The organism is Mycobacterium sp. HUMS_12744610, from assembly GCF_041206865.1.
Lineage (GTDB): Bacteria > Actinomycetota > Actinomycetes > Mycobacteriales > Mycobacteriaceae > Mycobacterium > Mycobacterium servetii.
The window spans coordinates 5,320,905-5,347,483 of sequence record NZ_JBGEDP010000001.1 but is presented as its reverse complement, the minus strand read 5'-3'; the positions used below and the strand labels follow the sequence as shown (position 1 = coordinate 5,347,483).

Genomic DNA, 26,579 nt, shown 5'->3' with positions numbered 1-26,579 from the left:
CCCCAGGAGATCATGACCGCGTTATTCACCACCGCGATGACGTTGCGGGAGGTCGACCCCGGCGTTTTCGAAGGCGAGCTCGACAAGCGCTGGACGATCGGTCCGAAGGTGCACGGCGGGGCCATGCTGGCGCTGTGCGCCAACGCCGCGCGCACCGCGTGCGGCGGGCCGGCGAACGGGCTCGAACCCGTCGCCGTGTCGGCGAACTTCCTGTGGGCGCCCGACCCGGGGCCGATGCGGGTGGTGACGTCGGTCCGCAAGCGCGGGCGCCGGATCAGCCTCGTCGACGTCGAGCTCACCCAGGGCGACCGCACCGCCGTGCACGCCGTGGTCAATCTCGGCGAGCCGGAGCACTATCCGCCCGGGGGGCATGCGGCGCCGCTGCTGTCGGCGAACCCGGTTGCGGAGCTGATGGCGCCGGAGCCGCCCGAGGGCATCGAGGCGATCGGGCCCGGCCACCCGCTGGCCGGCCTGGTGCACCTGGGTGAGGGCTGCGACGTGCGGCCGCTGCTGTCGACGATGGGCCCGAGCACCGACGGAAGGCCGCCGAGGCTGCAGATGTGGGCCCGTCCCCGCGGCGTGGCCCCGGACGCGCTGTTCGCGCTGATGTGCGGGGATCTGTCGGCGCCGGTGACCTTCGCGGTGGATCGCACCGGCTGGGCTCCCACCATCCAGCTCACCACCTTCCTGCGGGCCCTGCCGGCCGACGGCTGGCTGCGGGTGCTCTGCACGTGCATGGAGATCGGCCACGACTGGTTCGACGAGGACCACATCGTGGTCGACAGCCTCGGCCGGATCGTGGTGCAGTCGCGCCAGCTGGCATTGGTGCCCCCGCCGCGCTAGCGGGCGGTGTCTGCGATGCTGTCCGGCATGGCAAGGATCGCGATCATCGGGGGCGGCAGCATCGGCGAGGCGCTGCTGTCCGGGTTGCTGCGCGCCGGTCGGCAGGTCAAAGACCTGGTGGTGGCCGAGCGGATACCCGAACGGGCCAAGTATCTCGCGGACACCTACTCGGTATTGGTCACGTCGGTGACCGAGGCGGCCGAGCACGCGGCCTTCGTCGTCGTCGCGGTGAAACCCGCTGATGTGGAGTCGCTGATGGGGGAGTTGGCCCGGGTGGCCGCCGCGGCCGAGGACGACTCCCCCGACCAGGTCTTCGTCACGGTCGCGGCGGGGATCACCGTCACCTACTTCGAATCCAAACTGCCCGCCGGGACGCCGGTGGTGCGGGCGATGCCGAACGCCGCGGCGTTGGTGGGGGCGGGGGTCACCGCGCTGGCGAAGGGCCGCTTCGTGACCCCGGCGCAGCTCGAGGAGGTCTCGGGGCTGTTCGACGCCGTCGGCGCCGTGCTGACCGTCGCCGAATCCCACATGGACGCCGTGACCGCGCTGTCCGGTTCGGGGCCGGCGTATTTCATGTTGATGGTCGAGGCGTTGGTCGACGCCGGTGTGGCGGCAGGCCTGACGCGCGAGGTGGCCACCGAGCTGACCGCGCAGACGATGGCCGGGTCGACGGCCATGCTGCTCGAAGCGCTGGATCAGGAGCGGCGGCCGGGTGTGGGCGAGGGATTGGGCAAGCGGGTGGACGCCTCGGCGGCCCAGTTGCGTGCGACGGTGACGTCGCCGGGCGGGACGACCGCTGCTGCGCTGCGCGAACTGGAGCGGGGCGGGTTGCGGGCCGCCGTCGATGCGGCCGTCCAGGCCGCGAAAACGCGCTCTGAGCAGCTGAGAATTACATCGGAATAATTCGGGCTTTTTTGAATTGATTGTCCCCCACCAGTACCAGTAACCCCATTAGTCCCGCTATTCTCCTCCTTGTATGCACGTGTGGGTGCCAGCGGAGGGGAAGCCGCTGGCATTGCGCGTGCCTGACACGATTGGGTTGCGATGACGTCTACGAACGGGCCATCTGCGCGAGATTCTGCCGGCAAGGCGCGGGACGCCAGTCCCGGCGATGGCCAGCAGGCCAGGGCACAATTTCTCACCGTCGCGGAGGTGGCCGCGCTGATGCGGGTCTCCAAGATGACGGTGTACCGGCTCGTGCACAACGGTGAGTTGCCCGCGGTGCGGGTCGGTCGATCCTTCCGGGTGCACGCCAAGGCCGTCCACGACATGCTCGAGACGTCGTACTTCGACGCCGGCTGACCCGAATCCCCGTGGCCTCGCGGCACGGCTCGGTTCGTCGCGCGCCCGCCGGAAGGTCCCGGTTTGGTGTTCGCGGCGGGCGGCCGGGTAAAGTGGCGGGGTCTTTTCAAGTCCTTCACCAACCGGTCACGGGTCAGATAGCGGAGTTCATGGGTTCAGTAATCAAGAAGCGGCGCAAGCGCATGTCGAAGAAGAAGCACCGCAAGCTGCTGCGTCGCACCCGGGTGCAGCGCAGAAAACTCGGTAAGTAACCCCCGCTGCGCAGGTCGCGCTGATGCCGACCGTCACGCCTCCGTAACGCCATCGTCCCGTCTCGCCGCTAGGCTATCCGGGTGGATTTGTCGAGCGGGGACGGTCCCGGCACCAGCGGCGCCGGGGAGGAGACCGTGCACTACCCCAGGGTGGTGCTGGTCACCGGTGCGTGCCGGTTCCTGGGCGGCTACCTGACCGCCCGGCTCGCGCAGAACCCGCTGATCAACAGCGTCATCGCGGTGGATGCGATCGCGCCCAGCAAGGACATGTTGCGCCGGATGGGGCGCGCGGAGTTCGTCCGCGCCGACATCCGTAATCCCTTCATCGCCAAGGTGATTCGCAACGGCGAGGTCGACACCGTGGTGCACGCCGCCGCGGCCTCCTACGCACCGCGGTCCGGGGGCAGTGCCGCGCTGAAGGAACTCAACGTGATGGGCGCGATGCAGTTGTTCGCGGCCTGCCAGAAGGCGCCCTCGGTGCGCCGGGTGGTGTTGAAGTCCACCTCCGAGGTGTACGGGTCGGATCCGCACGACCCGGTGATGTTCACCGAGGACAGCAGCAGCCGCCGGCCTTTCCGCGCGGGCTTCGCCAAGGACAGCCTCGACATCGAGGGCTACGCGCGCGGCCTGGGCCGGCGCCGTCCCGACATCGCGGTGACGATCCTGCGGCTGGCCAACATGATCGGCCCCGCGATGGACACCACCCTGTCGCGTTACCTGGCCGGGCCGTTGGTGCCCACGATGTTCGGCCGCGATGCGCGCCTGCAGTTGTTGCACGAGCAGGACGCGCTGGGCGCGCTGGAGCGCGCGGCGATCGCCGGCAAGGCCGGCACGTTCAACGTCGGCGCCGACGTCATCATGCTGTCCCAGGCGATCCGGCGGGCGGGGCGGATCCCGCTGCCGGTGCCCGGCTTCGGCGTGTGGGCCCTGGATTCGCTGAGACGGGCCAATCGCTACACAGAGATCTCCCGCGACCAGTTCGACTACCTGAGTTACGGCCGCGTCATGGACACCACCAGGATGCGTACCGAACTCGGCTTCCAGCCGAAATGGACGACGGCCGAGGCGTTCGACGACTACGTCCGCGGCCGCGGCCTGACTCCCATAATCGACCCTCATCGGGTACGCTCCTGGGAGGGTCGCGCCATTGCCTTAGCGCAGCGCTGGGGAAGCCGAAAGCCAATTTCGTGGGGTGGGGGCAGGTAGAGATCGTGGCGGGTGACACCAGAGCGAACGTGATTCCCCTGCACACAAATCGGGGTCGGGTGGCGGCGCGCCGGAGGGCCGATCAGCGGGCCGAATCCGCGCGCCAGCATCCCTCGCTGCTCTCGGATCCGCGCGGCCGCGCGTCGGCCGAACAGATCGCCGCCGTCGTGCGCGAAATCGACGAGCACCGCCGCGGCACGGGCGCTGCCGCGGGGACCGGCGAGGCGCCGCTGAACGAACTCGCCCAGCGGGTGGCCGCCGTGGCCGGCTTCCTTCGGCAGCGGCTGACGGGCGACTACACCGTCGACGAGTTCGGCTTCGACCCGCACTTCAACGACGCGGTCGTCAGGCCTTTGCTGCGGTTCTTCTTCCGGTCGTGGTTCCGCGTCGAGGTCAGCGGTATCGAGCACCTGCCGAGCGAGGGGCCCGCGCTGTTGGTGGCCAACCACGCCGGGGTGCTGCCCTTCGACGGGCTGATGCTCTCGGTGGCGGTGCACGACGAACATGAGGCCCAACGGGACCTGCGGCTGCTGGCCGCCGACATGGTGTTCGACCTGCCCGTGGTCGGTGAAGCGGCCCGCAAGGCCGGCCACACCATGGCGTGCACGACCGACGCGCACCGGCTGCTGGCGGCGGGCGAGCTCACGGCGGTGTTCCCGGAGGGCTACAAGGGGCTGGGCAAGCGCTTCGAGGACCGCTACCGGCTGCAGCGGTTCGGGCGCGGCGGCTTCGTGACGGCGGCGCTGCGCACGAAGGCGCCGATCATCCCGTGCTCGATCGTGGGTTCGGAGGAGATCTACCCGATGCTGGCCGACGTGAAGCTGCTGGCGCGGCTGTTCGGGCTGCCCTATTTCCCGATCACCCCGCTGTTTCCGCTGGCCGGTCCCGCGGGTCTGGTGCCGCTGCCGTCGAAATGGCGCATCGCGTTTGGCGAGCCGATCTACACCAACGACTACTCCGCCTCCGACGCCGAGGACCCCATGGTCACCTTCGAGCTGACCGATCAGGTGCGCGAGACGATCCAGCAGACGCTGTACCGGCTGCTGGCCGGCCGGCGCAACATCTTCCTCGGCTGAATTCCCTGGCGTACTTTTCTGGCCTACCGACCGCAGCGCCCCGGTGCCTGAACGACACCGGGGCGCTCGGCGGCAAGCTTCGAGGGACTACTTGACGAGCGTGAACTGACAGACGTTGGTGTAGCCGTCGCGGAACAGGTCCGAGCATCCCCGCAGGTAGTGCATGTAGATGTCGAAGGTCTCCTGACCCTTCAGGGCGATCGCCTCGTCCCTGTGGGCCTCCAGCGCGTCCGCCCAGGCGTTCAGCGTCGGAACGTAGTTCTTCCCGATCATGTGGTGACGCTCGATCTCGAAACCCGCCTCCGTCGCGTAACGGTCGACCTGCGCGATCTGAGGCAACTTCCCGCCGGGAAAGATCTCCCGGAGGATGAAGCTGATGAAGCGCAGCAGGCTCATCGTCGTCTTCAGGCCGAGTTCCTGGGCCTCCTCGGTGGTGGGCACCACGATCGTGTGCAGCAGCATCCGGCCGTCGTCGGGCAGCAGGTTGTAGAACTTCTTGAAGAACGTGGCGTAACGCTCGTATCCCGCGTCACCGGCGCCGTCGGCGAAGTGCTCGAACGCGCCCAGCGAGACGATGCGGTCGATCGGCTCGTTGTCGAATTCCTCCCAGCCCTGGATGCGCACCTCTTTGCGGCGCGGGCTGTCGATCTCCTCGAACTTCGCGACGTCGTGAGCGTACTGGTTCTCGCTCAACGTCAGGCCGATGACATTGACGTCGTACTCCTGCACGGCGTGCCGCATGGTCGAACCCCAGCCGCAGCCGATGTCGAGCAGGGTCATTCCGGGCTCGAGGTTCAGCTTGTCCAGCGCCAACTTGCGCTTGGCGTACTGGGCCTCTTCCAGCGTCTTGCCCGGGTTGTCCAGGTTCAGCTCCGACGGCTCGTCGAAGTAGGCGCAGCTGTAGGTCATCGACGGGTCGAGCCAGAGCTTGAAGAACTCGTTCGACTTGTCGTAGTGCGATCGGACCGCCGCGACCGGCGGTTTCAGCTGGGTCCTGCCCGTCTCCCCCTGTGGAGTCATTGAATCGCTCCTACTTTCCGGCTGATATGGATGCAATTGCGGCGACGGTTTCAGCGCCGGCTTCCTGGTGTGCGGCTTCGCCTAACATCGTGACCGTGCTGGTCACCACGGGGTTGCCGTCTGCGTCCGTTACTTCGCTGCGAATCTCTGCAATCACCGTACCGTGCGACTCGATGACCGCGTCAAGATAAGTGTCGAAATACAGCCGGTCGCGGGCGACTATCGGCCGGTGGAACTTGAACTTCTGGTCTCGGTGGATGACCCGGGCGATGTTGATCGGGATGTTGAACTTGGTGAAGATCTCCAGCTGTACGCGCCGGCCCGCCACCGCCAGGAACGTCAGCGGGGCCACCACCGTCGGATAACCGGCGGCCTCGGCGTCGGCCTCGTTGAAGTGCGACGGGTGCTCGTCTTTGATCGCGAGCGCGAACTCCCGGATCTTCTCGCGACCCACCTCGAAGTAATCCGGCGCCCGGTAGTGGCTGCCGATGAGGTCTTGGGTTCCTTCGGGAATTGTCATGCCGGTGCCGCTTTCCGCTCGAAGACGTAGCGGCGGAGCTTATCAGCGCGGTTGGCGTCGTGACGCCAGTGCGGCCAGCGCCCCCCCGGCCGCGCCCAGCGCCAGGGCGGACGGGACACCGATCCGGGCGGCCTTGCGTGCGGTGCGGAAGTCGCGTATCTCCCACCCCTTCTCGCGGGCCAGGCTGCGCAGCCGGGCGTCGGGGTTGACGGCGACCGCGGTGCCCACCAGCGAGAGCATGGGTACGTCGTTGTAGCTGTCGGAATAGGCGGTGCAGCGTTTGAGGTTCAGGCCCTCCCGGATCGCCAGCGACCGCACCGCGTGCGCCTTACCGGTGCCGTGCAGGATCTCGCCGACCAGTCGGCCGGTGAAAACCCCGTCGACCGACTCGGCGACGGTGCCCAGCGCGCCCGTCAGCCCGAGCCTGCGCGCGATGGTCGCCGCGAGCTCGTAGGGCGTGGCGGTGATCAGCCACACCTGTTGGCCGGCGTCCAGATGCATCTGGGTGAGCTCGCGGGTGCCCGCCCAGATCTTGTCGGCGATGATCTCGTCGTAGATCTGCTCACCGAGGTCGACGAGCTCCTGCACGGGCCGGCCCTCGATGAACGTGAGCGCCTTGCGCCGCCCGGCTGCCACGTCGTTGCTGTTCTCCTTGCCCAGCAGCTGGAACTTGGCCTGGGCGTAGATGAATCCGAGGACGTCGCGATACGTGAAATAGTCGCGGGCGGCCAGCCCGCGGCCGAAGTGCACCGCCGACGATCCCTGCACCAGCGTGTTGTCGACGTCGAAGAACGCGGCGGCGGTCAGGTCGACCGGGGGCTGCGTGGGGACCTCGCCGGCGTCGGCGGCCGCCTGCAACCCCTCGAGCGCCCGCGCGGCGCTGGCCTCGGCCGCCAGCGTTTCCAGGTCAACGGGACCGGGGCGATCCGCGCTGCCCGACTCAGCGGAAGCCATCGCTCAACCTCCTACCTGCTGTGCCGCCCGGTGGCCCGTGGCCGGCCGGTATCAACCCTATCGGGCGGATGTTCGGGGCAGGATTACGCGCCTGGCCTGGGGTGGACCGTCGAGCGTGACGGCGATGCCCTAGCCCCGGGCTTTCTCGCTGGTCGGCGGCGGTCGCGTGTCGTGAATGAAGAAAGATGCTCTGAACTGGGATAATTCGGCTTGTCTGAGGTCGAATATCGCAAGTTCGAGAAGCACCTTTCTGGTGGGTGAGTCTACGTCGTGGTACCCGTCGTTGTCCGTTGACACCGCCGGCCGCGGGATCGTGTCGCAGGCCGGATCGATCACCTTGGTGCGCACCGCGCAGCAGGTGGGCCTGATCGATGCGCTCTCGGCCGGGTTACGGCCGTGGCGCAAACCGTTGGCCAGCCACAATCCGGGCAAGATCCTCACCGATCTAGCCATCGCAGTGGCCATCGGTGGGGACTGCCTGGCTGATCTGGCGGTGCTGCGTGGGCAGTCGGGGGTGTTCGGTCTGGTGGCATCCGATCCCACCGTGTCGCGGTTGATCGCCACGTTGGCCGCCGATGCCGATGCCGCGTTGGCTGCGATCAACACCGCACGAGCTACCGCCCGGGCTGCCGCATGGTCTGCTGCGGCCCCGAGGCCAAAAAACGCCAATCCGAACCCGCTCAGGCCACCACACCATCACCGTGAAATTTCGAGGCTAATGGCGGTGGGCATCCGAATCCGGAAACGCACGCCGCTGGTACCAGTACTTCTCCGGTTCGCGTATTGGCCTGCAGATGTCAGTCGCCCTCCCCGAGGCCCAATGCCGCCCGGTCGAACACCACCCAGTCGTCCGCTTCATTTACGATTTGAATACCGCTGATCTGAGTGGCAGCTTTGACCATTTCTTTGAGTGCTTCCCATTGCATCCCTCCATATCTGATCGCGGGCCGCGATCGGGTGGTATACCCACGTAACACACTCGGCAGGTGGTCAATGGCGAACGTCTTCATGATTGGTTGGCCGTCTTCACTCTGCGCTTTCGCTAACTCCATAAATATCTCGCGACGTCGGAGCTTGGACGCGATCGACGGGAGTAAATCCTCTTGCGGTGTGCGGACGGCACGGGTAATGAGATCCTCGAGCGGGTCTCCGGTATTTCCTGACAGCTCGGTCGAGCTGTTGGTAGTCATCATTTTTGGTCGCTGGCCGCGGAGGGTTTCGATGATCTGTTGCTTGTTCATTGCAATCCATTTTGAGGCGCGATTGGACAAGATCACCCAGTCGAGATCTGGCATTTCCAACGCGGCTGCAAGGGCATCTTCGAACGCGCCACCTGCGAACTTTTCTGGCAAATCCGGGTGATCTTTCGATGTGTACAGCATCATGGCATGCTTGCCGTCTGGGAGCCGGAGCAGGGGAGTTGCGTTGAGCTCCTTTCCTTCGTGCAGAACAGTCGTTCGCGGGAAAAATAGTTCGACACCCCTAAGCGCCGAGAAAAGCTGCTGAGTTGCTTCCGGCGACTTCTGCTCGGCGGCAATATCGATCAATGCTTCCACACTAAAGGCATCCGGTGGGGTCAAGGCCGAGACCTCTCGTAAGGCGTGAATTTGTTATTGAGTCTATCGTATATGCCTGTTAGATGGTAAGTCTTCCCGGAAGGGTTGAACGGATCGTATGTGCACACCGCAAGGTCGATGTCTCCCATGCCTTCGTGTATCAGCGCACTGATCAATGTCGACTTCGCGACTGTCAGCGGTGAACCCAAAATGTTCAAGCCGTCGGGAGGATGAATAGTATAGTTCGGTATTGATTCTCCGGCGTAAAATGTCTTGGAATAAACTCCGGATGTGTCGCCACCGGTCTCGATCAAGTTTCCAAGCGAATCAGTGATCGTCGAGCCGTGTTCTGCAAATGTCGTAATACTCGATCCTTTGGGGACAACAAATAAACCGTTATCTGGATCGTAGCTACCATGACCGCTAATTGTCTGCCGACCGGGCATCTCGCCGTGCCCAGGCGTTTGATTCGCCGAATCCGCTAATTGATCACCCTCGTGATTAGGTGACGGACTATCGTCTGTCGGCGTCGGGTTGGCTTCCCCGGGTGCCGGGTCCGATGGTGGCCCCTCGCCGTCAACTGGGTGAACGGGGCCGTCGTAGGGGCCAGGCACCTCGGGCGGGCGAAGGCCCGGTTCCTGGCCGCGGGGCAGCTCGCCCAGGTCGGGAGGTACTTCGGCGGGCGCTTCGCCTATGGGCACCGAAGGCGGCGTCGGCGGGTGGGGCTCCGGCGGCGATGGCAGATCTGCGCCGGGAGGGGCGCCCGACTCGCCGACGGGCGCAGCCGGCAGGCGCGCGGGGGCCGGCTCGGGCGGCTGGTGGGGGAGAGGTGTCCGGTCTGCCGGCTCGGGCGCCACCGGCCTGACCCCGGGCGCTGGCGGCGTGGCCGGTCTGGGCGGCTCACCCGCGGCCGGTTTCTCGGCGACGGGCGGTCTGGATTCGGTCGGGCTGTGAGGCAGGGGACCGTCGGCGGGCCCGGGTGCCGGCTTGGCCGGGGGTGCGGGCCGGCCCGCTTCCGGCGGCTTGGGGCCGGTCGCCGGTGGCTCTGCCGGGCCCTTGACCGGCGGCGCCTCGGGGACCTCCGGCAGGGGCGGCTTGCGCAAGCCCTTGAGCGCGTCGGCGGCGTCGCGCCCCACCTTGCCCAGCTTCGAGAGCGGCCCGCCCGGCACCGCCAACGTCGCCCCGTCGAAGGCGGTCTTCCCGAGCGCTTCGGCCGGGTTTGTGCTCCACTCGTCCCAGTGGGTGACGTCCTTGCCTAGCGCCTTCCAGGACTCGGCTACTCCGGGCCCGCCGTCGGGGCCCAAGCCGACCAGCGGTGCTTCCCCGGAAACCATGCCGGCCAGGTCTCTGAAGTAACCCACCGGGTCGGTTTGGAGCCGGTTCGGGCTGAATTCCCAGAGCCCCTTGGCGAATCCATATCCCTCTTGGCCGACGCCCTTGAAAAACTGGCCCGCCTGATTGACGGCCCTGCCGACCGGGGTGCCGTGCAGAAAGTGGTCCCACTCCTTGCCCGCCCAGCGGCCCATATCCGCTGCGGCCGTGGCGGCCGCGGAGACGGTGGCGTTGATCTGGCCGGCAAGTGCCCGGGCCTCGCGGGCGAAGTTGTCGACCACCGTGCGGATGTCCTCGGCGATTCTCTTGATCTCGTCCTCGTCCTCGTCGGTGAGGAACTCCCAGACCTCTTTGATCCCGGTCAGGGGGTCACAGATGCGCGACAACAGATCCAGGATCGCCGCGTGCACCGCTTCGACCTCGGCTGCGTAGCCGGTGAGCTGGGCGGCGATCGTTTGGCATTGCCGCGCGATGTCGGTGGTGGCATTGGCGGCATCGGACAACGCCTTGTCGATGGCGGCGCCCTCCGGGATCTGCTGGGCGGCGATGGCGGCCATCGTGCCGCCGCCCGCCGGGGTCTCGGCCGCCATGAAGTTGGCGCCCGCGGTGGTCCACGCCGCCGCGGCGGCCCGCAATTTCGCCGAATCGCCACTGGGCCAGATCATTCCGACATACGGCGCCACCCAGCCCCAACCGGCGGGGGCGCCGCTCCCGGCGCCCACCGCAGCAGGCGGTGGCGAGCCCACGATCAACGGCCCGGTCACCTGCGGCATCGGCAGGGCCGCGGCCCGGCCGCTGACATCCGACATCGCCTCGGCCAGCGCGTAGTTGTGTGCCGACACCCGCACGCCGTCGCCGATGCTGCACAGCCCGTTGCGGGCGCCGGCCATCGCGTCGATCAATTTCGCGGCGGCTTGGTCGTAGCTGTGACCGAACGCCGCGCCCACCGGATCGTCACCGGCCATGCCGGCACCGCCGGCCAGTGCCGCGGTCAAAACCGAGATCACCGACCCCAACGAAACGCCGGTGTCCACCACCGTGGCGCCGGCACGGTCTAGCGCCGTCGCGTCACACGCCAGCGGTGCCATCGGTTCACGACCACATGCCGAGATTCGTCGACATCGCCCCGGTGTAGTTGCCGTGCGCGGTCGTGGCCGCCTTCTCGAGTTGCGCGAGCGCCTCCCGCATCATCGCCTCGCCGCGCTCCCAGTGCTGGTGTGCCTCGGCGTGGGCGGCGGCCGCGGCGCCAGACCAAGTCGCGTGCAGACGCGTCACGCGAGAATCGAGCTCAGTGATCATGTCCTCGGCATAGCGCTGAAATGCCGCTATCCGTTGCACGACCTCGGCCAGCGCCGCCGGGTCCACCGCGAACGCCTCAACCACCGCGCACCGCCCGCTCCGCCTGGGCGGACCCGGCCTCGTTGCTCTGGTAACCCGACGCCGCCTCGTCGAGCAACCACGCCAGGATCGACAAACCTGCCTGCACCTCGCCGGCCCCGCGATGCCACAGCTCCCACGCCGAGCCGTATGCGCTGCCCGACGCGCCGCGCCAGCCGTCCAACATCTGACCCACCTGGTCGTCGAGATCGGCCAGCTGAGCAGAAAGGTGCTCGGCGGTACCGCCCAGCGAGGCGGCGGCCCCCCGCATCGCCAGCGGATCGACGCGGACTGTGTCGTCGGCCATAGCGGCAACCTAGCCAGTGCCCGCCGGTCCCACAATTCACGCGGCTCGTCGGGTGCCCCGCCGCCGGTGACACACTGGCGGTCATGACCCAGTCCCCGAGCCGCCGGCAGGTGCGATTGTTGACCCGCAACGGGTGCGCGATGTGCGTGCACGTCGGCGAGCGGCTGGCCGAACTGGCCGCTGAGCTGGGCTTCGACCTGGCGACGACCGACGTCGACGCGGCCGCGGCGGCGGGTGATCCCGCCCTGCGGGCCGAGTTCGGCGACCGGCTGCCGGTGATCCTGCTCGACGGCCGCGAGCACAGCTACTGGGAGATCGACGAGCCCCGGCTGCGCGCCGATCTCGCGCGCTGAGGACGCCCCGAAGCCGGAGGTCGCCGGGCATTTATTTGGTAGGCCACCTCGGAACCGACTACCGTGGATGTCAACTTCAGTAGCTGACCGAGCAAGGGAGCTGGCCAGGTGATGCTGCCGTGAGCATCCTGCTTTTCGGGGTTTCGCACCGCAGTGCGCCGGTCTCCGTCCTGGAACAACTCAGCATCGACGAATCCGATCAGGTCAAGATCGTCGATCGGATGCTGCAGTCCCCGCTGGTGACCGAGGCGATGGTGCTCTCGACCTGCAACCGGGTCGAGGTGTACGCGGTGGTCGACGCCTTCCACGGCGGGTTGGCGGTCATCGGGCAGGTGCTGTCGGACCACTCCGGCATGTCGATGGCCGACCTGACCAAGTTCGCCTACGTCCGCTACAGCGAGGCCGCCGTCGAGCACCTCTTCGCGGTGACCAGCGGGCTGGACTCGGCGGTCGTCGGCGAGCAACAGGTGCTCGGTCAGGTGCGCCGCGCGTATGCCGGCGCCGAAGCCAACCGCACCGTGGGCCGGGTCCTGCACGAGCTGGCCCAGCGGGCGTTGTCGGTGGGCAAGCGGGTGCACTCCGAGACCGGCATCGACGCCGCCGGCGCCTCGGTCGTCTCGGTCGCCCTGGACCTGGCCGAACGCCGGCTGGGCGGACTGGCCGGCAAGACCGCCGTGGTGATCGGCGCCGGGGCGATGGGTGCGTTGTCGTCGGCGCATCTGACCCGGGCCGGCATCGGCCGCGTCCACGTGCTCAACCGGTCGCTGTCGCGGGCGCAACGGCTGGCCCGCAAGATCCGGGAAACCGGCGCCCACGCCGACGCGCTGCCGCTGGAACGCCTGCCCGAGGCGCTGGCGCAGGCCGACGTCGTCGTCAGCTGCACGGGGGCCGTCAGCCCGGTCGTGTCGCTGGCCGACGTGCATCACGCGCTTGCCGCGGCGCAGCGGGACGAGGCCGCCGAGCCGCTGGTGATCTGCGACCTGGGTATGCCCCGCGACGTCGACCCCGCGGTGGCCGGGCTGCCCGGAGTCTGGGTCGTCGACGTCGCCCGCATCCAGCACGAGCCCTCGGCCCACGCCGCGACCACCGACGTCGACGCCGCCCGCCACATCGTCGCGGCCGAGGTCGCCGCCTACCTGGCGGGGCAGCGGATGGCCGAGGTCACCCCCACGGTGACGGCGTTGCGCCAGCGGGCCGCCGATGTCGTGGAGGCCGAACTGCTGCGCCTGAACAACCGGCTGCCCGGCCTGGAGAGCGCCCAGCGCGAGGAGGTGGCGCGCACCGTGCGGCGGGTGGTGGACAAGCTGTTGCACGCGCCCACCGTCCGGATCAAGCAGCTGGCCAGCGCACCCGGCGGCGACAGCTACGCCGAGGCCCTGCGCGAGCTCTTCGAACTCGACCCGACCGCCGTGGACTCCGTGGCCGCCGTTGCTGCGGGTGAATTGACTTTCATATCAAGCGGATTCGACGCGGATATGCCGCCACAGTCCGGCGAGTAGCCGATTGGCGAACGTGATCCGGATAGGCACCCGGGGCAGTCTGTTGGCCACCACCCAGGCCGCGACCGTCAGGGACGCGCTGATCGCCAATGGCCATCCCGCGGAACTGGTGACCATCAGCACGGTTGGCGACCGCTCGTCGGCGCCGATCGAGACCCTCGGGGTGGGCGTGTTCACCACCGCGTTGCGCGAAGCCATCGACGACGGCCGCGTGGATGCCGCGGTGCACTCGCACAAGGATTTGCCGACCGCCGACGACCCGCGGTTCACGATCGCGGCGATCCCGCCGCGCAACGACCCCCGCGACGCGGTGGTGGCCCGTGACGGACTGGTCCTCGGGGAGTTGCCGGCGGGGTCGCTGGTGGGCACGTCGTCGCCGCGGCGGGCCGCGCAGCTTAGAGCATTGGGTCTCGGTTTGGAAATTCGCCCCCTACGAGGCAACCTAGATACCAGGTTGAACAGGGTAAGAAGTGGTGATCTTGACGCCGTCGTGGTGGCGCGGGCCGGCCTGGCCCGGCTGGGCCGCCTCGACGATGTCACCGAGACGTTGGAGCCGGTACAGATGTTGCCCGCACCGGCGCAGGGCGCGCTCGCCGTGGAGTGCCGCGCCGGTGACAGCCGGTTGGTGGCAGTGCTGGCCGAGCTGGACGACGCCGACACCCGCGCCGCGGTCACCGCGGAGCGGGCCCTGCTGGCCGAACTGGAGGCCGGTTGCTCCGCACCGGTGGGTGCGATCGCCGAGGTGGTCGAGTCCATCGATGAGGACGGCCGCGTCTTCGAAGAGCTGTCGCTGCGCGGTTGCGTGGCGGCGCTGGACGGATCCGACGTGATCCGTGCGTCCGGCATCGGCACACCCGGTCGGGCACGGGAGCTGGGGCTCTCGGTCGCGGGGGAGCTGTTCGAACTGGGCGCCCGGGAGCTGATGCGCGGAGTGCGGCCGGATCCGGCGCAAGAAGATTGAGTCGAACGACGTGGGAGCGACAATGACGACGCGAGGGCGTAAGCCGAGGCCGGGCCGCATCACTTTCGTGGGTTCCGGCCCGGGCGACCCCGGGCTACTGACCACGCGGGCCGCCGCGGTGCTGGCCAACGCGGCGGTGGTGTTCACCGATCCCGATGTGCCCGATGCGGTGCTGGCGTTGATCGGCAGGGACCTGCCGCCCGTGTCCGGTCCGGCGCCGGCCGATCCGGTGCCGGCGGACGCCGACGGTGGTCACGACCGGGCCACGCCCGCGGTGGTTCCCGGCGGCCCCGACATCCGCCCGGCCCTGGGGGAGCCGGCCGAGGTCGCCAAGACGCTGACCGCCGAGGCCCGCTCCGGCACCGACGTGGTGCGGCTGGTCGCCGGTGATCCGCTGACACTCGACGCGGTCATCACCGAGGTGAACGCGGTCGCGCGCACCCACCTGCACATCGAGATCGTTCCCGGCCTGTCGCCGGCCAGCGCGGTCCCGACGTATGCGGGGCTTCCGCTGGGTTCGGCGCACACCGTCGCCGACGTGCGCGACCCGCACGTCGACTGGGACGCGCTGGCCGCGGCCCCGGGGCCGCTGATCCTGCAGGCCACCGCCTCGCACCTGCCCGAGGCGGCCCGCACGCTGATCGAGCACGAACTGGCCGAAACCACCCCGTGCGTGGTGACCGCACACGGCACCACCTGCCAGCAGCGTTCGGTGGAGACCACGCTGCAGGGGCTGAGCGATCCGGGTGTCCTGGCGGGCATCGACGCCGCGGGCCCGCCCGGCGGGAATGGCAGGGAACCCCAGACCGGCCCGCTGGTGGTCACCATCGGCAAGACGGTGAGCAACCGGGCGAAGCTGAACTGGTGGGAGAGCCGCGCGCTCTATGGCTGGACGGTGCTGGTGCCCCGCACCAAGGACCAGGCCGGCGAGATGAGTGAGCGGTTGACGTCCTACGGCGCGCTGCCGATCGAGGTGCCCACCATCGCCGTGGAGCCGCCGCGCAGCCCCGCGCAGATGGAGCGTGCCGTCAAGGGCCTGGTCGACGGCCGCTTCCAGTGGGTGGTGTTCACCTCGACCAACGCGGTGCGCGCGGTGTGGGAGAAGTTCGGCGAATTCGGCCTGGACGCCCGGGCGTTCTCCGGGGTGAAGATCGCCTGCGTCGGCGAGTCGACGGCCGACCGGGTGCGTGCGTTCGGGATCAGCCCCGAGCTGGTGCCGGCCGGGGAGCAGTCCTCGCTCGGCCTGCTGGACGAATTCCCGCCCTACGACAGCATTTTCGACCCGGTGAACCGGGTCCTGCTGCCGCGCGCCGATATCGCCACCGAGACGCTCGCCGAGGGGCTGCGCGACCGCGGCTGGGAGATCGAGGACGTCACCGCCTACCGCACCGTGCGGGCCGCGCCGCCGCCGGCGGCCACCCGCGAGATGATCAAGACGGGCGGCTTCGACGCGGTGTGCTTCACCTCCAGCTCCACGGTGCGCAACCTGGTCGGCATCGCCGGCAAGCCGCACGCGCGGACCATCATCGCCTGCATCGGACCCAAGACGGCCGAGACGGCCGCGGAGTTCGGTCTGCGGGTCGACGTCCAGCCCGAGATCGCCGCGGTGGGCCCGCTGGTGGACGCCCTGGCCGAACACGCCGCGCGCCTGCGCGCCGAGGGCGCGCTGCCGCCGCCGCGCAAGAAGAGCCGCAGGCGTTAGTGGCGGCGAGCGCCCCCGTCGCGAGCGTGCGTGTCTGTGCGCCGACACGCCGTCGGGACCGGCATTCTGCGCACGCTCGCGGCCGACACGCGTCATGAGCCCCTACCCGCGGCAGCGTCCGCGCCGGCTCCGCTCCACCCCGGCGCTGCGTCGCCTGGTGGCGCAAACATCGCTGGAGCCAAGGCATCTGGTGTTGCCAATGTTCGTCGCCGACGGGATCGACGAACCGCGGCCGATCCCGTCGATGCCGGACGTGTTGCAGCACACCCGGGATTCGCTGCGCAGCGCCGCCGCCGCCGCGGTCGCCGCCGGGGTGGGCGGGCTGATGCTGTTCGGGGTGCCGCGCGAACAGGACAAGGACCCGGCCGGGTCGGCCGGCACCGACCCTGACGGTGTTCTCAACGTGGCCCTGGGCGATCTGGCCAAGGATCTCGGCGACGAAACCGTGTTGATGGCCGACACCTGCCTCGACGAGTTCACCGACCACGGGCACTGCGGCGTGGTCGACGGCCGGGGCCGGGTCGACAACGACGCCACCGTCGCCCGCTACGTCGAACTGGCTGTGGCGCAGGCGGAGTCGGGGGCGCACGTGGTGTCGCCGAGCGGGATGATGGACGGCCAGGTGGCGGCGATCCGCGACGGCCTGGACGCCGCGGGCCACACCGACGTGGCGATCCTGGCGTATGCCGCGAAGTTCGCCTCGGCCTTCTACGGCCCGTTCCGGGAAGCGGTGTGCTCGAGCCTGTCCGGGGACCGCCGCACCTACCAGCAGGAGCCGGGCAACGCGCGGGAGGCGCTGCGCGAGATCGAACTGGACCTGGACGAGGGCGCCGACATCGTGATGGTCAAGCCCGCGCTGGGGTACCTGGACGTGGTCGCCGCGGCGGCCGGCGTCTCGCCGGTGCCGGTGGCCGCCTACCAGGTGTCGGGGGAGTACGCGATGATCTGCGCCGCCGCGGCGAACGACTGGATCGACGGTCGGGCCGCGGCGCTGGAGTCGTTGACCAGCATCCGGCGCGCCGGAGCCGATATCGTGCTCACCTACTGGGCCGCCGCAGCGGCGGGCTGGCTTTCGTGAGACGGGACGTGCTGTGACATCGAAGACATCGGCGAGGGGCACCAGGGAGAAGCCGTTGTTCTACGAGCCCGGCGCCAGGTGGTACTGGGTGCTGGCCGGGCCGTTCGCGGCGGTGTCGATGATCCTGATCGAGGAGTGGAGCGGGGCCGGGGTGCAGCTGCTGACCCCGGTCATCTTCCTGGTGATGGTGTCGGCGTTCGTGGCGTTGCAGGTGAAGGCGGCGCGGATCCACGTCTCGGTGGAGCTCACCGAGGACACGCTGCGTCAGGGCACCGAGACCCTGCTGGTGCGCGAGATCCTCAAGGTGTACCCGGAGCCGGAGAACCACGAGAAGTCGGGCAAGGAGCTGGCCAAGTGGCAGTCGGCGCGGGCGCTCGGCGAACTGGTCGGCGTCCCGCGTGGCCGGATCGGCATCGGGCTCAAGCTCACCGGGGGCCGCACGGCGCAGGCGTGGGCGCGGCGCCACCGGCAGTTGCGGGAGGCGCTGACGCCGCTGGTCCAGGAGCGGGTGCAACCGCCCGAGGCCACCACCGCCGACCGCGACGACGACGGCGCCGGGGCGCAGCGGTGAGTGCACGGCGCCGGGCGCCCTATCGTGCCCTGATCGAGCTCGGCCTGGCCTGTGTGGCGCTGGTGGGCGCCGGGCTGAGCTGGCCGCACGCGAGCCATATGCAACGTGTCGCCCCGATCGCGGACGGCCAGCCCTTCACCACATCGCTGGTTTACAACCCGCAGCTGCTGTTGCTGACCCTGGTTTTGGCGACAGCCGGGGGGGTGCTGATGGTCGCCGGGACGTCCCGGGCGCTGCGGGCGCGCCGCGACGGCTGACGGGCGAAAATGCTACGCGGTCTTGCGCACCAGCGGCAGCATCAGTTGACGGCGGCTGGCGATGCCGTCGGCAAGGTCGTGCAGCGCCTGGCGCACCGAGTCGGCGACCGGGAACCGCGCCCGCGAACCGTCGTCTCCGAGCGCGTCGGTTACCGCGGTGCTGGCGACCAGCACCCACTCCAGCCCGGCGGCACGGCACTGCTCGTCGAGCGTGAAGAGCAGCGAGACCACGGGCGCGGCAAAGGCGTGCACCTCGCTCATGTCGAGCACCACAGGACTCTCGCCGAGGACGAAGCGCCGCAGGTGTTCGCCGATGCCCTCGGCATTGCCGGCGTCGACCTCCCCGCGGATGGTGACCACCGTCGCCAGATGACGGCAGTGGGCCCGCAGCTGCGCGCCGCCGTAGACGAAGGTGCTGTTCCCCTGTCGAGTCCTGATGTCTGCGATCGTCATGATCTCCTCGTTCTCCGTGCTCCACACGAAATCTCTGGAGGCCGAGTCGACGCCGACCAAGCCTGGTAGTAGTACGGTTACCCCCCAAATTAAGGAGACCGACAACCCCGTCTAACTCTTCACTAAGAAGAGGATTCCGGGCCCCAGAAAAGGGCCGAAAACGGCGGTGCGGGGCCGTTTCGGTCGCCGGCAAACCGCCACGGGACGCCCCGGCCGGGCTGACCGGGGCCGCACCGGCGGTCCTCACCCCGCCCCGGCGTGCTCGCTGTTAGGCTGCCAGGGCTGTCGGTTGCCGGGTCAGGGGGCTTGGAGAAAGCATGCGCGCGCCGCAGCGGCGCGCGGAGGAGTTGGGCAATCGGCCGGCAACGGCACAGTCCAACGGAAAGAGCAGCGTGCGCACCGGAGCGATCAAGGGCGAGATCAAGGCTCTCACCGGACTCCGCATCGTCGCCGCGGTGTGGGTGGTGTTGTTCCACTTCCGGCCGATGCTGGCCGACGCCTCCCCCGACTTCGTGGACTCGCTGGCGCCCGTGCTCAACTGCGGCGCGCAGGGCGTCGACCTGTTCTTCATGCTCAGCGGGTTCGTCCTGGCGTGGAACTACCTCGACCGCATGGGGCGGACGTGGTCGACGCGCGCCACCGCGCACTTTTTGTGGCTGCGGCTGGCCAGGGTGTGGCCGGTGTATCTGGTCACGTTGCACCTGGCCGCGCTGTGGGTGATCTTCACCCTGCACGTCGGCCGGGTGCCCTCACCCGACGTCGCCGACTTCACCGCGATCAGCTACATACGGCAGGTGTTGCTGGTGCAGTTGTGGTTTCAGCCGTTCTTCGACGGGTCGAGCTGGGACGGGCCGGCCTGGTCGATCAGCGCCGAATGGCTGGCCTACGTGTTGTTCGGGGCGCTCGTCCTGGTGGTCTTCCGGATGACGCACGCCACGCGGGCGCGCAGCCTGGCGGTGCTGGCCTGCGCGGCGACGCTGCCGCCGGTGGTGCTGCTGCTGGTCAGCGGCCACTTCTACACCCCGTGGAGCTGGCTGCCGCGGATCGTCACGCAGTTCACCGCGGGCGCGCTGGCCTGCGCCGCCGTGCGCAGGCTGCGGCTGACCGATCGCACCCGGCGCGACGCGGGGTACGTCTCGCTGGCACTGCTGGCCGCCATGGTGGGTGTCCTCTACTGGTTGCACGCGCACCCGATATCCGGAGTCGTGGAGAACGACAGCGGCGGGGTGGTCGACGTGCTGTTCGTCCCGCTGGTGATGACGCTGGCGATCGGCGTGGGCAGCCTGCCGAGGCTGCTGTCGGCCCGGGTGTTGGTTTACGGCGGGCAGATCTCGTTCTGCCTCTACATGGTCCACGAGCTGGTGCACACGGCATGGACCTGGGCCGTGATCCAGTTCAACCTCACCCCGTGGGAGCAGGACGATCCGTGGAGGTGGAACGTCCTCGGCCTGCTCGCGATCGCCCTGGCTTTCTCGGCCCTGATGTATCACTTCGTCGAAGAACCCGCCCGGCGCTGGATGCGCAGCATGGTCGGCGGCAAGCCCGCGCAGGCGCCGACCCGTCCCGGCGAACCGGCGAGCCCCCGAGTCCACCAGATCGATCGTGCCCGGGAGGCGATTTCGGCCCGGGCGGTGTGACCGGCCCGCAGGACACGCGGGACGTCGCCCGCGAGTTCCGTCCCGGTTTCTTCGTACGATTCCGTAGGTAGCACGTGCGGCGCCGTTCACAGGGGAGGTGGCAGTGGGTCGTCGGGCCACGATCGTCGCCGGCCTCGCGTGTGTGCTCGTGGTCTTTGGGCAGCTGGCGCGGCCGGCGGGGGCACGGGCCTTCGACACCGTGGACACCCGGGTCTACCGCATCGCGGTCGTCGGCGACTCGTACACCACCGGCACCGACGAGGGCGGCCTGGGCCCGTATTCCTGGACCGCGCGGGTGTGGCGCACGCTGGCCGGCGAGGGCGTGCGCATCGCGCCCGACGTGTCGGCCGAGGGCAGGGCCGGCTACGTCGTGCTCGGCGACCACGGCAGCATCTTCGAGGATCTGACCGCGCGCGCGGTCCAGCCCGACGACGCGCTGGTGGTGTTCTTCGGCTCCCGCAACGACCAGGGTGCCGATCTGGGGATGCTGGCCGGAAAGTCGCACGACACCTTCGATCTGGCGCGGCACCTGGCGCCGACGGCGCGGCTTCTGGTGATCGGGCCGCCGTGGACGAGCGCCGACGTGCCCAAGGCCATCCTGGCGATCCGCGACGTGCTCAACGCCGAGGCCCGGGCCGCCGGGGCGGCTTTCGTCGACCCGATCGGCGACCGCTGGTTCTTCGACCGGCCCGACCTGATCGGCGCGGACGGCGTGCACCCCACCGACGCGGGCCACCAGTACCTGGCGGACAAGATCGCGCCGTTGATCCGCATGCAGCTGCCCCGGTGAGCGGGCGGGTCAGTCCTCCGCGTGCCGTTCGTAGTCCCACTGCTCGAGGCGTTCCTGCAGCCGGACCAGGCCGGCCCCCACGACGGGGGTGGCGGCCGCGATGCATACCAGCAGCAACGGAGTCATCCGTGAAACCTCCAAAACCCTTTCACTGCTGAGACGTTGACTCGTCGGTTGAAGTTCATTCCTGCGGTGTCTCGGCTAGGCCGCCAGCCAGGCCAGCTCGCCGGGCAGCTGCCCGCGCCAATAGAACATGTCGTGGCCGCCCAGCGAGAAGCTGCCCGACGGCGGGGCGGTGAGCTGGCCGACGAACTGGCGGGTGGCCAAGGCGAAGCGGTCGAAGGTGCCGCAGTCGACCCGCAGCGGGATCTGCGACAGCGCCGGCACGCCCAGCACACTGTTCTGCACCCAGTCGTCGTAGCTGTCGAACGCACCGGGATCGCTGGTCGCGAACGAGGTGAACAGCGCCGGGCTGATCGCGCAGATCCCGGCGGTGCGGGCCGGTCCCAGCTTGGCGCCCAGGTGCAGCGCGCCGTAGCCGCCCATCGACCATCCCATGAAAGCCACCCGGGAGGTGTCCATGCCCATCGAGGTGAGCATGGGCAGCAGCTCGTTGAGCACCATGGCGCCGGAGTCCACGCCCGACGCCCGCCGGTGCCAGTAGGTGTTGCCGCCGTCCACGCCCACCACCGCGAACGGCGGGCGGCCCGCCCTGACCAGTTGGGCGAGCCCGTTCTCGACGCCGACGTCGAGCATCTGGTTGGCGTCGCCGTCCACTCCGTGCAGCGCGATCACCGGACGCAGCGGTGCGCTCTGGCCCGGCGGGAGGGCGATGACCCAGTTGGTCCTGATGCCGCCGCGGGCGGCGGAGACGAACGAGCCGGTCAGCCGGGTCGGCAGGGTCGTTCCCGCGGTCGAGGGCTCGAACGGTGCCGGTGCCTGCGGCTGCGGCGCCGCCCGCGGCTCCAGCGGGTCCAGCAGCGCGCTCAGCGCCCACACACCGGCGGCGGCCGCGCCGGCACCGGCGCCGATGCGCAACAGCGCACGGCGATTCACGTCAGCCACGCGCGTCATGCTGCCGCGCCGACCGATCTGAACCCCGCCGGGCACGCCGCGTGACCGGTTTCGTGATGAACCGGTCACGAAAGGGTGACATTCGGTGCCGCGGGCGGTTCGCGACGTCGCGGGTTGGGGTCGGTCGTACTCTGGCGCGGGGCGGTACGGCGTTGCGGCGCGCTCGTCGTCGTCGCGTCCTGCGCCCGTCATCCCGCGCCGCGACCGCCACGCCCATCCACCACCTGGTGATGCTGTTCCAGGAGAACGTGTCGTTCGACCCCCTATTTCGGGACCTACGCCCACGCGGCCAACGTCGACGGGCAGCCCTTCACGGCCGCGGCGGGCACCCCGGCGGTCGACGGTCTCACCCCGGAGTTGTTGTCGCACAACCCCAACGCGGCACAGCCGAGGCGCCTGGGCGGACCCGGTCAGCAGGTGACCTGCGACCAGGACCACGCCTACCGGGCCGAACAACTGGCCTTTGACGGCGGTGTCATGGACCGCTTCGTCGAGAACACCGAGAGCGGGCTGTGCCCCCCGCCGGCGTTCGGTGCGCCCGGTCTGGTGATGGGCTACTACGACGGCAACACGTTGACTGCGCTGTGGAACTACGCCCAGCACTACTCGTTGAGCGACAACTTCTACGGCACCACCTTCGGACCCTCGACGCCCGGACACCTCAACCTGATCTCGGGCCAGACCCACGGCGTCACAACGAGGTTCATGCCGCACGGCCGATCGTTCCCGCCGCACACGGTCATCGGTGACGCCGGCGGCGGCCAGGGGACCGACCAGGCGTCGATCCTGCGGTTCGTCGAGGACAACTGGGACACCGGCCGCGTCGGCGACCACTCGTTCGACGAACGCGCCGGTTCGCTGGCCGCGATGTTCGACTTCAGCGGACCGGCGCAGCCGGCGCTGCGGCTCGACCCGCACACCGGCAACCCGCGGTAGCGAGGGGCGGCCCCGGCAACCGGTCCCGCCCGCAATGTTCGCCGTTTCGTAATTGTGACCGTGGTTCACAGTTGCACACGGCTACCGCTACACTCAGGGGCCGGTGTGAGAGTGACGGGTCGTGCGGACAGTTTCGCGTGTGAAATGGCACGAATGGGACTCAACCCGGACCACGTCGTTTTCGCTCGACGGAATGCACCGGCACTGAGTTCGCTCACGGCTCGGGGGCGGGCGGCGGCGCATTCCGTGACTGTAGGCGCACCGAACGCGCCACCGAGTTGCAGATTGTGTCGGGCGACTGGAAAGAGGATCTACTGACGTTGTAGTGGGTCATTTCCGTCCGGGTAGTGCTGGGCAGAGGCCGCCTCGGGTGAGCATGGCCATGGCGATGAGTGCGTCTGGGCTGTGGAATCCGTAGGCGCGTTTGGTTAATGCCCGCAGGTGGGTGTTAGTGGCTTCGGATCGGGCGTTGGACAGGCCGTGATCGAGCGTGTTCCAGATGAGGTCGCGGTAGCGGCGGATGCTGCGGGCCAGCGCGGCGAACTCGGGGATGCGTGAGTGCGACGCCCACGACAGCCAGCCGGCCAGCAGCTGCCGCCCGTGGGTGCCCTTGACCCGAAACACCTCGCGTAGTTGCTCTTTGAGCAGATACGCCCGGTAGAGGGTGCGGTTGGTGTCGGCGATCTTAGCGAGGCTGGTGCGCTGCTCGCAGGACAGGTCAGCCGGGTTCTTGCGGGTCGCCCACATGGCGTGCCGATCGGTGATCCCGGCGCGGGTCATGGTGCGTACCCGCACCTTGTCCAGTGCCTTCATGGCCCAGGCCACGACATGAAACCCATCCAGGCAAATCAGCGCCTGCGGCGCGCGGGCACGCACCAGGGCGTGGATCCATTCCGCCCCGTCGCAGCTGACGTGGGTGAGCAGCTTGGCCCGCTCGGCGCCGAGCTGATCGAAGAACCGGCCCAGCGTGTCCTGGTTGCGGCCCTCGCCGGCCCACACCAGCCGGCCTGTCGTGTGGTCAACCACGCACGTCAAGTAGCGATGTCCCTTGCGGTAGGCGATCTCGTCGATGCCGATCCGCGACAGTCCGGCGAGCAGGTCGTTGGTGTCGCGGCCATCGGCCACCACCCTGGTCACGATCGCCGCCACGGTGCGCCAGGCGATCTGCAGCAGCACCGTGAGCACACTCAATGCGGTGTGCGCGGCCAGCCACGCGCAGGTGTCCTCGAACGCCCAGGTGTGTTTGGCGCCCGGCCGCGCCCACGGCACATGCGCAACCACCACCCCATGCTCGCCGCATGCCACCCGCGGGGCCGCGGCCTGCAGATACGCCTTTGTGGTCCCCACATCCAGGGTCCGCCAGCGCCTGATCCCGTTCCCGTCCCGGCCCCCCGCGTCATAGCCCGGGCACCGCTTCCGGCACCGCGAGCACCGGCCCGCCTGCGACGCCTTGGGCCGCACCGAGAACACCAGAACTTCGGAGGTCTTCGGCTGCTTCCGACCCGTGGTCTCGGTCTCGATCGTCACGTCCTCGATCACCATGTTTTGGTCACCCAGACCGCTCGCCAATACCCTGGACATGCGCAACGCCGTAGCTCCTTCTCGCGGATTGAACCCTAGACAGTCCAAAACGTAAGCAGGACACGGCGTTGCGCCCAAATTCCCAGGTCAGCGAACCCACGACAACGTCACAAGAGCCTGGAAAGAAAGGTTAGATGACTAGTATATCCGCCCCGCGGGAGAACGTAGAACTCGAGTTACACGACCAAGTTTACGGTGATGATCCGTTGTCCAACCGTGAGACCGGGTTATATCGTGCCGAATATGTGATGAGCTTCGTCGAAAAATGGGATCAATTGATCGACTGGGATGCTCGCGCCGAATCCGAGGGCCGGTTTTTTGTCGATGTCCTGCGCGCACGGGGCAAGCACCACGTCCTCGACGTCGCCACCGGCACCGGCTTCCACTCGGTCCGCCTGACCCAGGCGGGTTTCGACGTGACCAGTGCCGACGGTTCGGCGGCGATGCTGGCCAAGGCCTTTGAGAACGGCAGGAAGCGCGGTCTGATCATCAGGACCGTCCAGGCCGACTGGCGGGAGCTGAACCGGGGCATCCAGGGCAAATACGACGCCATCATCTGCCTCGGCAACTCTTTCACCCACCTGCACGAGGAGCACGATCGCCGCCGGGCTGGCCGAATTCTATGCCGCATTGCGCCACGACGGAATTCTGATCCTCGACCAGCGCAATTACGACGAAATCCTGGACCACGGTTTCAAGTCGAAGCACAAATACTACTATTGCGGCGATCGGGTCTCCGCGGAACCGGAGTACGTCGACGACGGTCTGGCGCGTTTCAAATACACGTTCCCGGACGGTGCCGAATACACATTGAACATGTTTCCGCTGCGAAAGTCTTACGTTCGCCGCCTGATGTTCGAAGCGGGATTCACCACCGTGCGCACGTACGGCGACTTTCAGGAAACATACGAGGACACCGAGCCCGATTTCTTCGTCCACATTGCGGAGAAATCGATCCACGGCGACGGGGGGGAAGGACCAGAGAGCGAAAGAGGCCTGACCGACAGCAACGCCGAGCCGGAGGCCTACTACGACAGCGCCGACGCCGACGCGTTCTACTCGATGGTCTGGGGCGGCGAGGATATCCACGTCGGCTGCTACGAGAACACCCGCGACATCGGGACGGCCGGCGTCGAGACCGCCAACCGCATGATCGGCCGGCTGTCGAAGGTCGATGCCGACACCAGCGTGCTGGACCTGGGGTCCGGCTACGGCGGGTCCGCGCGGCACATCGCCAGGGAGCACGGCTGTTCGGTCACCTGCCTCAACCTCTCGGAGGTGCAGAACGAGACCAACCGGGACAAGAACCGTCACGCCGGCCTGGAAGACAAGGTCCGGGTGCTGCACGGCAGCTTCGATGACGTCCCCGCACCGGACGGCAGCTACGACGTCGTGTGGTCCCAGGACGCGATCCTGCACGCCGCCGACCGCCGCAAGGTGCTCGAGGAGGCGTTCCGGGTGCTCAAGCCCGGCGGCGAGCTGATCTTCACCGACCCGATGCAGGCCGACGACGTCCCCGACGGGGTGCTGCAACCCGTCTACGACCGGCTGAACCTGTCGGACCTGGGATCGATGCGCTTCTACCGCGAGGCGGCGCACGCGGTGGGCTTCGAGGTGGTCGACCAGATCGACCTGGTCGGCAACCTGCGCACCCACTATCAGCGCGTGCTCGAGGAGCTCGAGGCCCGGCGCGGCGAACTCGAGGAGAAGGCGTCGGCGGAGTACCTCGACAACATGCAGGTGGGGTTGAAGAACTGGGTGAGCGCGGCCGACGACGGTCACCTGGCCTGGGGCGTCCAACACTTCCGTAAGCCCAGCTGAGTCCGCCGCGCCGGCCGGTATCGTGAATTGCTCAGCTTGCGGAAGGGCGCGGAAGGGCGCGGAAGGGTGACGTAATCGACACCGAGCCAGCACTGCACCGGGGGCTGTCGCAGCGGCAGCTC

Annotated in this window: 27 protein-coding genes and 3 pseudogenes; 19 read left to right on the top strand and 11 right to left on the bottom strand. The window is 68.6% G+C overall.

Annotation, left to right across the window (positions count from 1 at the left end; all coding sequences use genetic code 11):
* Positions 1–12: 12 nt before the first annotated feature.
* The 6 genes from AB8998_RS26005 to AB8998_RS25980 all read left to right on the top strand — a co-directional run bounded on the left by AB8998_RS26005 (position 13) and on the right by AB8998_RS25980 (position 4,678).
* Complete coding sequence (locus tag AB8998_RS26005; RefSeq protein WP_369740819.1) at positions 13–843, top strand: thioesterase family protein; 831 nt, start codon at positions 13–15, stop codon at positions 841–843.
* A 27-nt stretch (positions 844–870) separates the two neighbouring features.
* Positions 871–1,746: a pyrroline-5-carboxylate reductase gene (gene proC, locus AB8998_RS26000; protein ID WP_369740818.1), complete on the top strand. Its 876-nt coding sequence runs from the start codon at positions 871–873 to the stop codon at positions 1,744–1,746.
* A 141-nt stretch (positions 1,747–1,887) separates the two neighbouring features.
* Entirely contained in the window at positions 1,888–2,145 is a 258-nt protein-coding gene (locus tag AB8998_RS25995) for a cell division/environmental response transcriptional regulator (RefSeq protein WP_369740817.1), read from the top strand.
* A 149-nt stretch (positions 2,146–2,294) separates the two neighbouring features.
* Positions 2,295–2,396, top strand: a complete 102-nt coding sequence (locus AB8998_RS25990) for a 30S ribosomal protein bS22 (RefSeq protein ID WP_003402602.1) — start codon at positions 2,295–2,297, stop codon at positions 2,394–2,396.
* Between the two features lie 81 nt (positions 2,397–2,477).
* A complete protein-coding gene (locus AB8998_RS25985; protein WP_369740815.1) occupies positions 2,478–3,602 on the top strand; it encodes an SDR family oxidoreductase in 1,125 nt (374 codons plus the stop codon).
* A 5-nt stretch (positions 3,603–3,607) separates the two neighbouring features.
* A complete protein-coding gene (locus AB8998_RS25980; protein WP_369740814.1) occupies positions 3,608–4,678 on the top strand; it encodes a lysophospholipid acyltransferase family protein in 1,071 nt (356 codons plus the stop codon).
* Positions 4,679–4,765: 87 nt separating this feature from the next.
* Here the strand turns inward: AB8998_RS25980 and cmaA2 are convergent, their stop codons facing one another.
* The 4 genes from cmaA2 to AB8998_RS25960 all read right to left on the bottom strand — a co-directional run bounded on the left by cmaA2 (position 4,766) and on the right by AB8998_RS25960 (position 7,595).
* A complete protein-coding gene (cmaA2, locus tag AB8998_RS25975) occupies positions 4,766–5,698 on the bottom strand; it encodes a cyclopropane mycolic acid synthase CmaA2 (protein WP_369740813.1) in 933 nt (310 codons plus the stop codon).
* 10 nt (positions 5,699–5,708) lie between these two features.
* Positions 5,709–6,218: an FAS1-like dehydratase domain-containing protein gene (locus AB8998_RS25970; RefSeq protein WP_369740812.1), complete on the bottom strand. Its 510-nt coding sequence runs from the start codon at positions 6,216–6,218 to the stop codon at positions 5,709–5,711.
* 42 nt (positions 6,219–6,260) lie between these two features.
* A complete protein-coding gene (locus AB8998_RS25965) occupies positions 6,261–7,172 on the bottom strand; it encodes an HAD family hydrolase (RefSeq protein WP_369740811.1) in 912 nt (303 codons plus the stop codon).
* A gap of 129 nt (positions 7,173–7,301) precedes the next feature.
* Positions 7,302–7,595 (bottom strand): hypothetical protein, encoded by a 294-nt coding sequence (locus tag AB8998_RS25960; RefSeq protein WP_369741839.1) that lies wholly within the window; start codon positions 7,593–7,595, stop codon positions 7,302–7,304.
* On the opposite strand from AB8998_RS25960, the pseudogene AB8998_RS25955 reads away from it, so the two are divergent.
* A pseudogene (locus AB8998_RS25955) lies at positions 7,483–7,818 on the top strand (transposase); the annotation flags it as partial. The gene AB8998_RS25960 and the pseudogene AB8998_RS25955 sit on opposite strands and share 113 nt — an antisense overlap.
* 151 nt (positions 7,819–7,969) lie before the next feature.
* Here the strand turns inward: AB8998_RS25955 and AB8998_RS25950 are convergent.
* The 4 genes from AB8998_RS25950 to AB8998_RS25935 are packed head-to-tail and all read right to left on the bottom strand — an operon-like array spanning position 7,970 to position 11,744.
* A complete protein-coding gene (locus tag AB8998_RS25950; protein ID WP_369740810.1) occupies positions 7,970–8,752 on the bottom strand; it encodes an SseB family protein in 783 nt (260 codons plus the stop codon).
* Entirely contained in the window at positions 8,749–11,148 is a 2,400-nt protein-coding gene (locus tag AB8998_RS25945) for a putative adhesin (RefSeq protein WP_369740809.1), read from the bottom strand. The genes AB8998_RS25950 and AB8998_RS25945 overlap by 4 nt, the downstream gene beginning before the upstream one ends.
* Positions 11,149–11,152: 4 nt before the next feature.
* The gene (locus tag AB8998_RS25940; RefSeq protein WP_369740808.1) at positions 11,153–11,443 is read right to left on the bottom strand and encodes a WXG100 family type VII secretion target; all 291 of its coding nucleotides are present in this window, start codon (positions 11,441–11,443) and stop codon (positions 11,153–11,155) included.
* Positions 11,436–11,744: a WXG100 family type VII secretion target gene (locus tag AB8998_RS25935; protein WP_369740807.1), complete on the bottom strand. Its 309-nt coding sequence runs from the start codon at positions 11,742–11,744 to the stop codon at positions 11,436–11,438. The genes AB8998_RS25940 and AB8998_RS25935 overlap by 8 nt, the downstream gene beginning before the upstream one ends.
* A gap of 83 nt (positions 11,745–11,827) precedes the next feature.
* Here AB8998_RS25935 and AB8998_RS25930 point away from each other — a divergent pair, with 83 nt between their 5' ends.
* From AB8998_RS25930 to AB8998_RS25900, 7 genes are all read left to right on the top strand, one after another.
* Positions 11,828–12,097 carry a glutaredoxin family protein gene (locus AB8998_RS25930; RefSeq protein WP_369740806.1) on the top strand — a complete coding sequence of 90 codons (270 nt, stop codon included), beginning with the start codon at positions 11,828–11,830 and terminating at the stop codon, positions 12,095–12,097.
* 119 nt (positions 12,098–12,216) lie between these two features.
* On the top strand, positions 12,217–13,596 hold the full coding sequence (locus AB8998_RS25925) for a glutamyl-tRNA reductase (protein WP_369740805.1): 1,380 nt from the start codon (positions 12,217–12,219) through the stop codon (positions 13,594–13,596).
* Between the two features lie 13 nt (positions 13,597–13,609).
* The gene (gene hemC, locus AB8998_RS25920; RefSeq protein WP_369741772.1) at positions 13,610–14,557 is read left to right on the top strand and encodes a hydroxymethylbilane synthase; all 948 of its coding nucleotides are present in this window, start codon (positions 13,610–13,612) and stop codon (positions 14,555–14,557) included.
* A 22-nt stretch (positions 14,558–14,579) separates the two neighbouring features.
* Entirely contained in the window at positions 14,580–16,259 is a 1,680-nt protein-coding gene (locus tag AB8998_RS25915) for a bifunctional uroporphyrinogen-III C-methyltransferase/uroporphyrinogen-III synthase (RefSeq protein ID WP_369740804.1), read from the top strand.
* Positions 16,260–16,353: 94 nt separating this feature from the next.
* Positions 16,354–17,337: a porphobilinogen synthase gene (gene hemB, locus AB8998_RS25910; RefSeq protein ID WP_369740803.1), complete on the top strand. Its 984-nt coding sequence runs from the start codon at positions 16,354–16,356 to the stop codon at positions 17,335–17,337.
* Positions 17,338–17,392: 55 nt separating this feature from the next.
* A complete protein-coding gene (locus AB8998_RS25905; RefSeq protein ID WP_369741771.1) occupies positions 17,393–17,908 on the top strand; it encodes a DUF3093 domain-containing protein in 516 nt (171 codons plus the stop codon).
* Positions 17,905–18,165: a hypothetical protein gene (locus AB8998_RS25900; protein WP_369740802.1), complete on the top strand. Its 261-nt coding sequence runs from the start codon at positions 17,905–17,907 to the stop codon at positions 18,163–18,165. Before AB8998_RS25905 ends, AB8998_RS25900 begins: the two co-directional genes overlap by 4 nt.
* A gap of 12 nt (positions 18,166–18,177) precedes the next feature.
* Here AB8998_RS25900 and AB8998_RS25895 read toward each other — a convergent pair whose 3' ends face one another.
* Positions 18,178–18,618, bottom strand: coding sequence for an STAS domain-containing protein (locus tag AB8998_RS25895; protein WP_369740801.1), 441 nt, complete (start codon positions 18,616–18,618; stop codon positions 18,178–18,180).
* 392 nt (positions 18,619–19,010) lie between these two features.
* Between AB8998_RS25895 and AB8998_RS25890 the strand changes: the two genes are divergently transcribed.
* Together AB8998_RS25890 and AB8998_RS25885 are read left to right on the top strand one after the other, a co-directional pair.
* Positions 19,011–20,255, top strand: coding sequence for an acyltransferase family protein (locus AB8998_RS25890; RefSeq protein WP_369741770.1), 1,245 nt, complete (start codon positions 19,011–19,013; stop codon positions 20,253–20,255).
* A gap of 103 nt (positions 20,256–20,358) precedes the next feature.
* Positions 20,359–21,045, top strand: coding sequence for an Rv0518 family GDSL lipase (locus tag AB8998_RS25885; protein WP_369740800.1), 687 nt, complete (start codon positions 20,359–20,361; stop codon positions 21,043–21,045).
* 201 nt (positions 21,046–21,246) lie between these two features.
* Here the strand turns inward: AB8998_RS25885 and AB8998_RS25880 are convergent, their stop codons facing one another.
* Positions 21,247–22,119, bottom strand: a complete 873-nt coding sequence (locus AB8998_RS25880; protein WP_369740799.1) for an alpha/beta hydrolase — start codon at positions 22,117–22,119, stop codon at positions 21,247–21,249.
* A gap of 324 nt (positions 22,120–22,443) precedes the next feature.
* Here AB8998_RS25880 and AB8998_RS25875 point away from each other — a divergent pair.
* A pseudogene (locus tag AB8998_RS25875) lies at positions 22,444–23,055 on the top strand (alkaline phosphatase family protein); the annotation flags it as partial.
* 330 nt (positions 23,056–23,385) lie between these two features.
* Here AB8998_RS25875 and AB8998_RS25870 read toward each other — a convergent pair.
* Complete coding sequence (locus AB8998_RS25870) at positions 23,386–24,642, bottom strand: ISL3 family transposase (RefSeq protein ID WP_369736942.1); 1,257 nt, start codon at positions 24,640–24,642, stop codon at positions 23,386–23,388.
* A 128-nt stretch (positions 24,643–24,770) separates the two neighbouring features.
* Here AB8998_RS25870 and AB8998_RS25865 point away from each other — a divergent pair.
* Positions 24,771–25,193 (top strand): annotated as a pseudogene (locus AB8998_RS25865) (class I SAM-dependent methyltransferase); the annotation flags it as partial.
* A gap of 73 nt (positions 25,194–25,266) precedes the next feature.
* Positions 25,267–26,457: an SAM-dependent methyltransferase gene (locus AB8998_RS25860; protein WP_475582076.1), complete on the top strand. Its 1,191-nt coding sequence runs from the start codon at positions 25,267–25,269 to the stop codon at positions 26,455–26,457.
* The last annotated feature ends 122 nt before the right edge of the window (positions 26,458–26,579 follow it).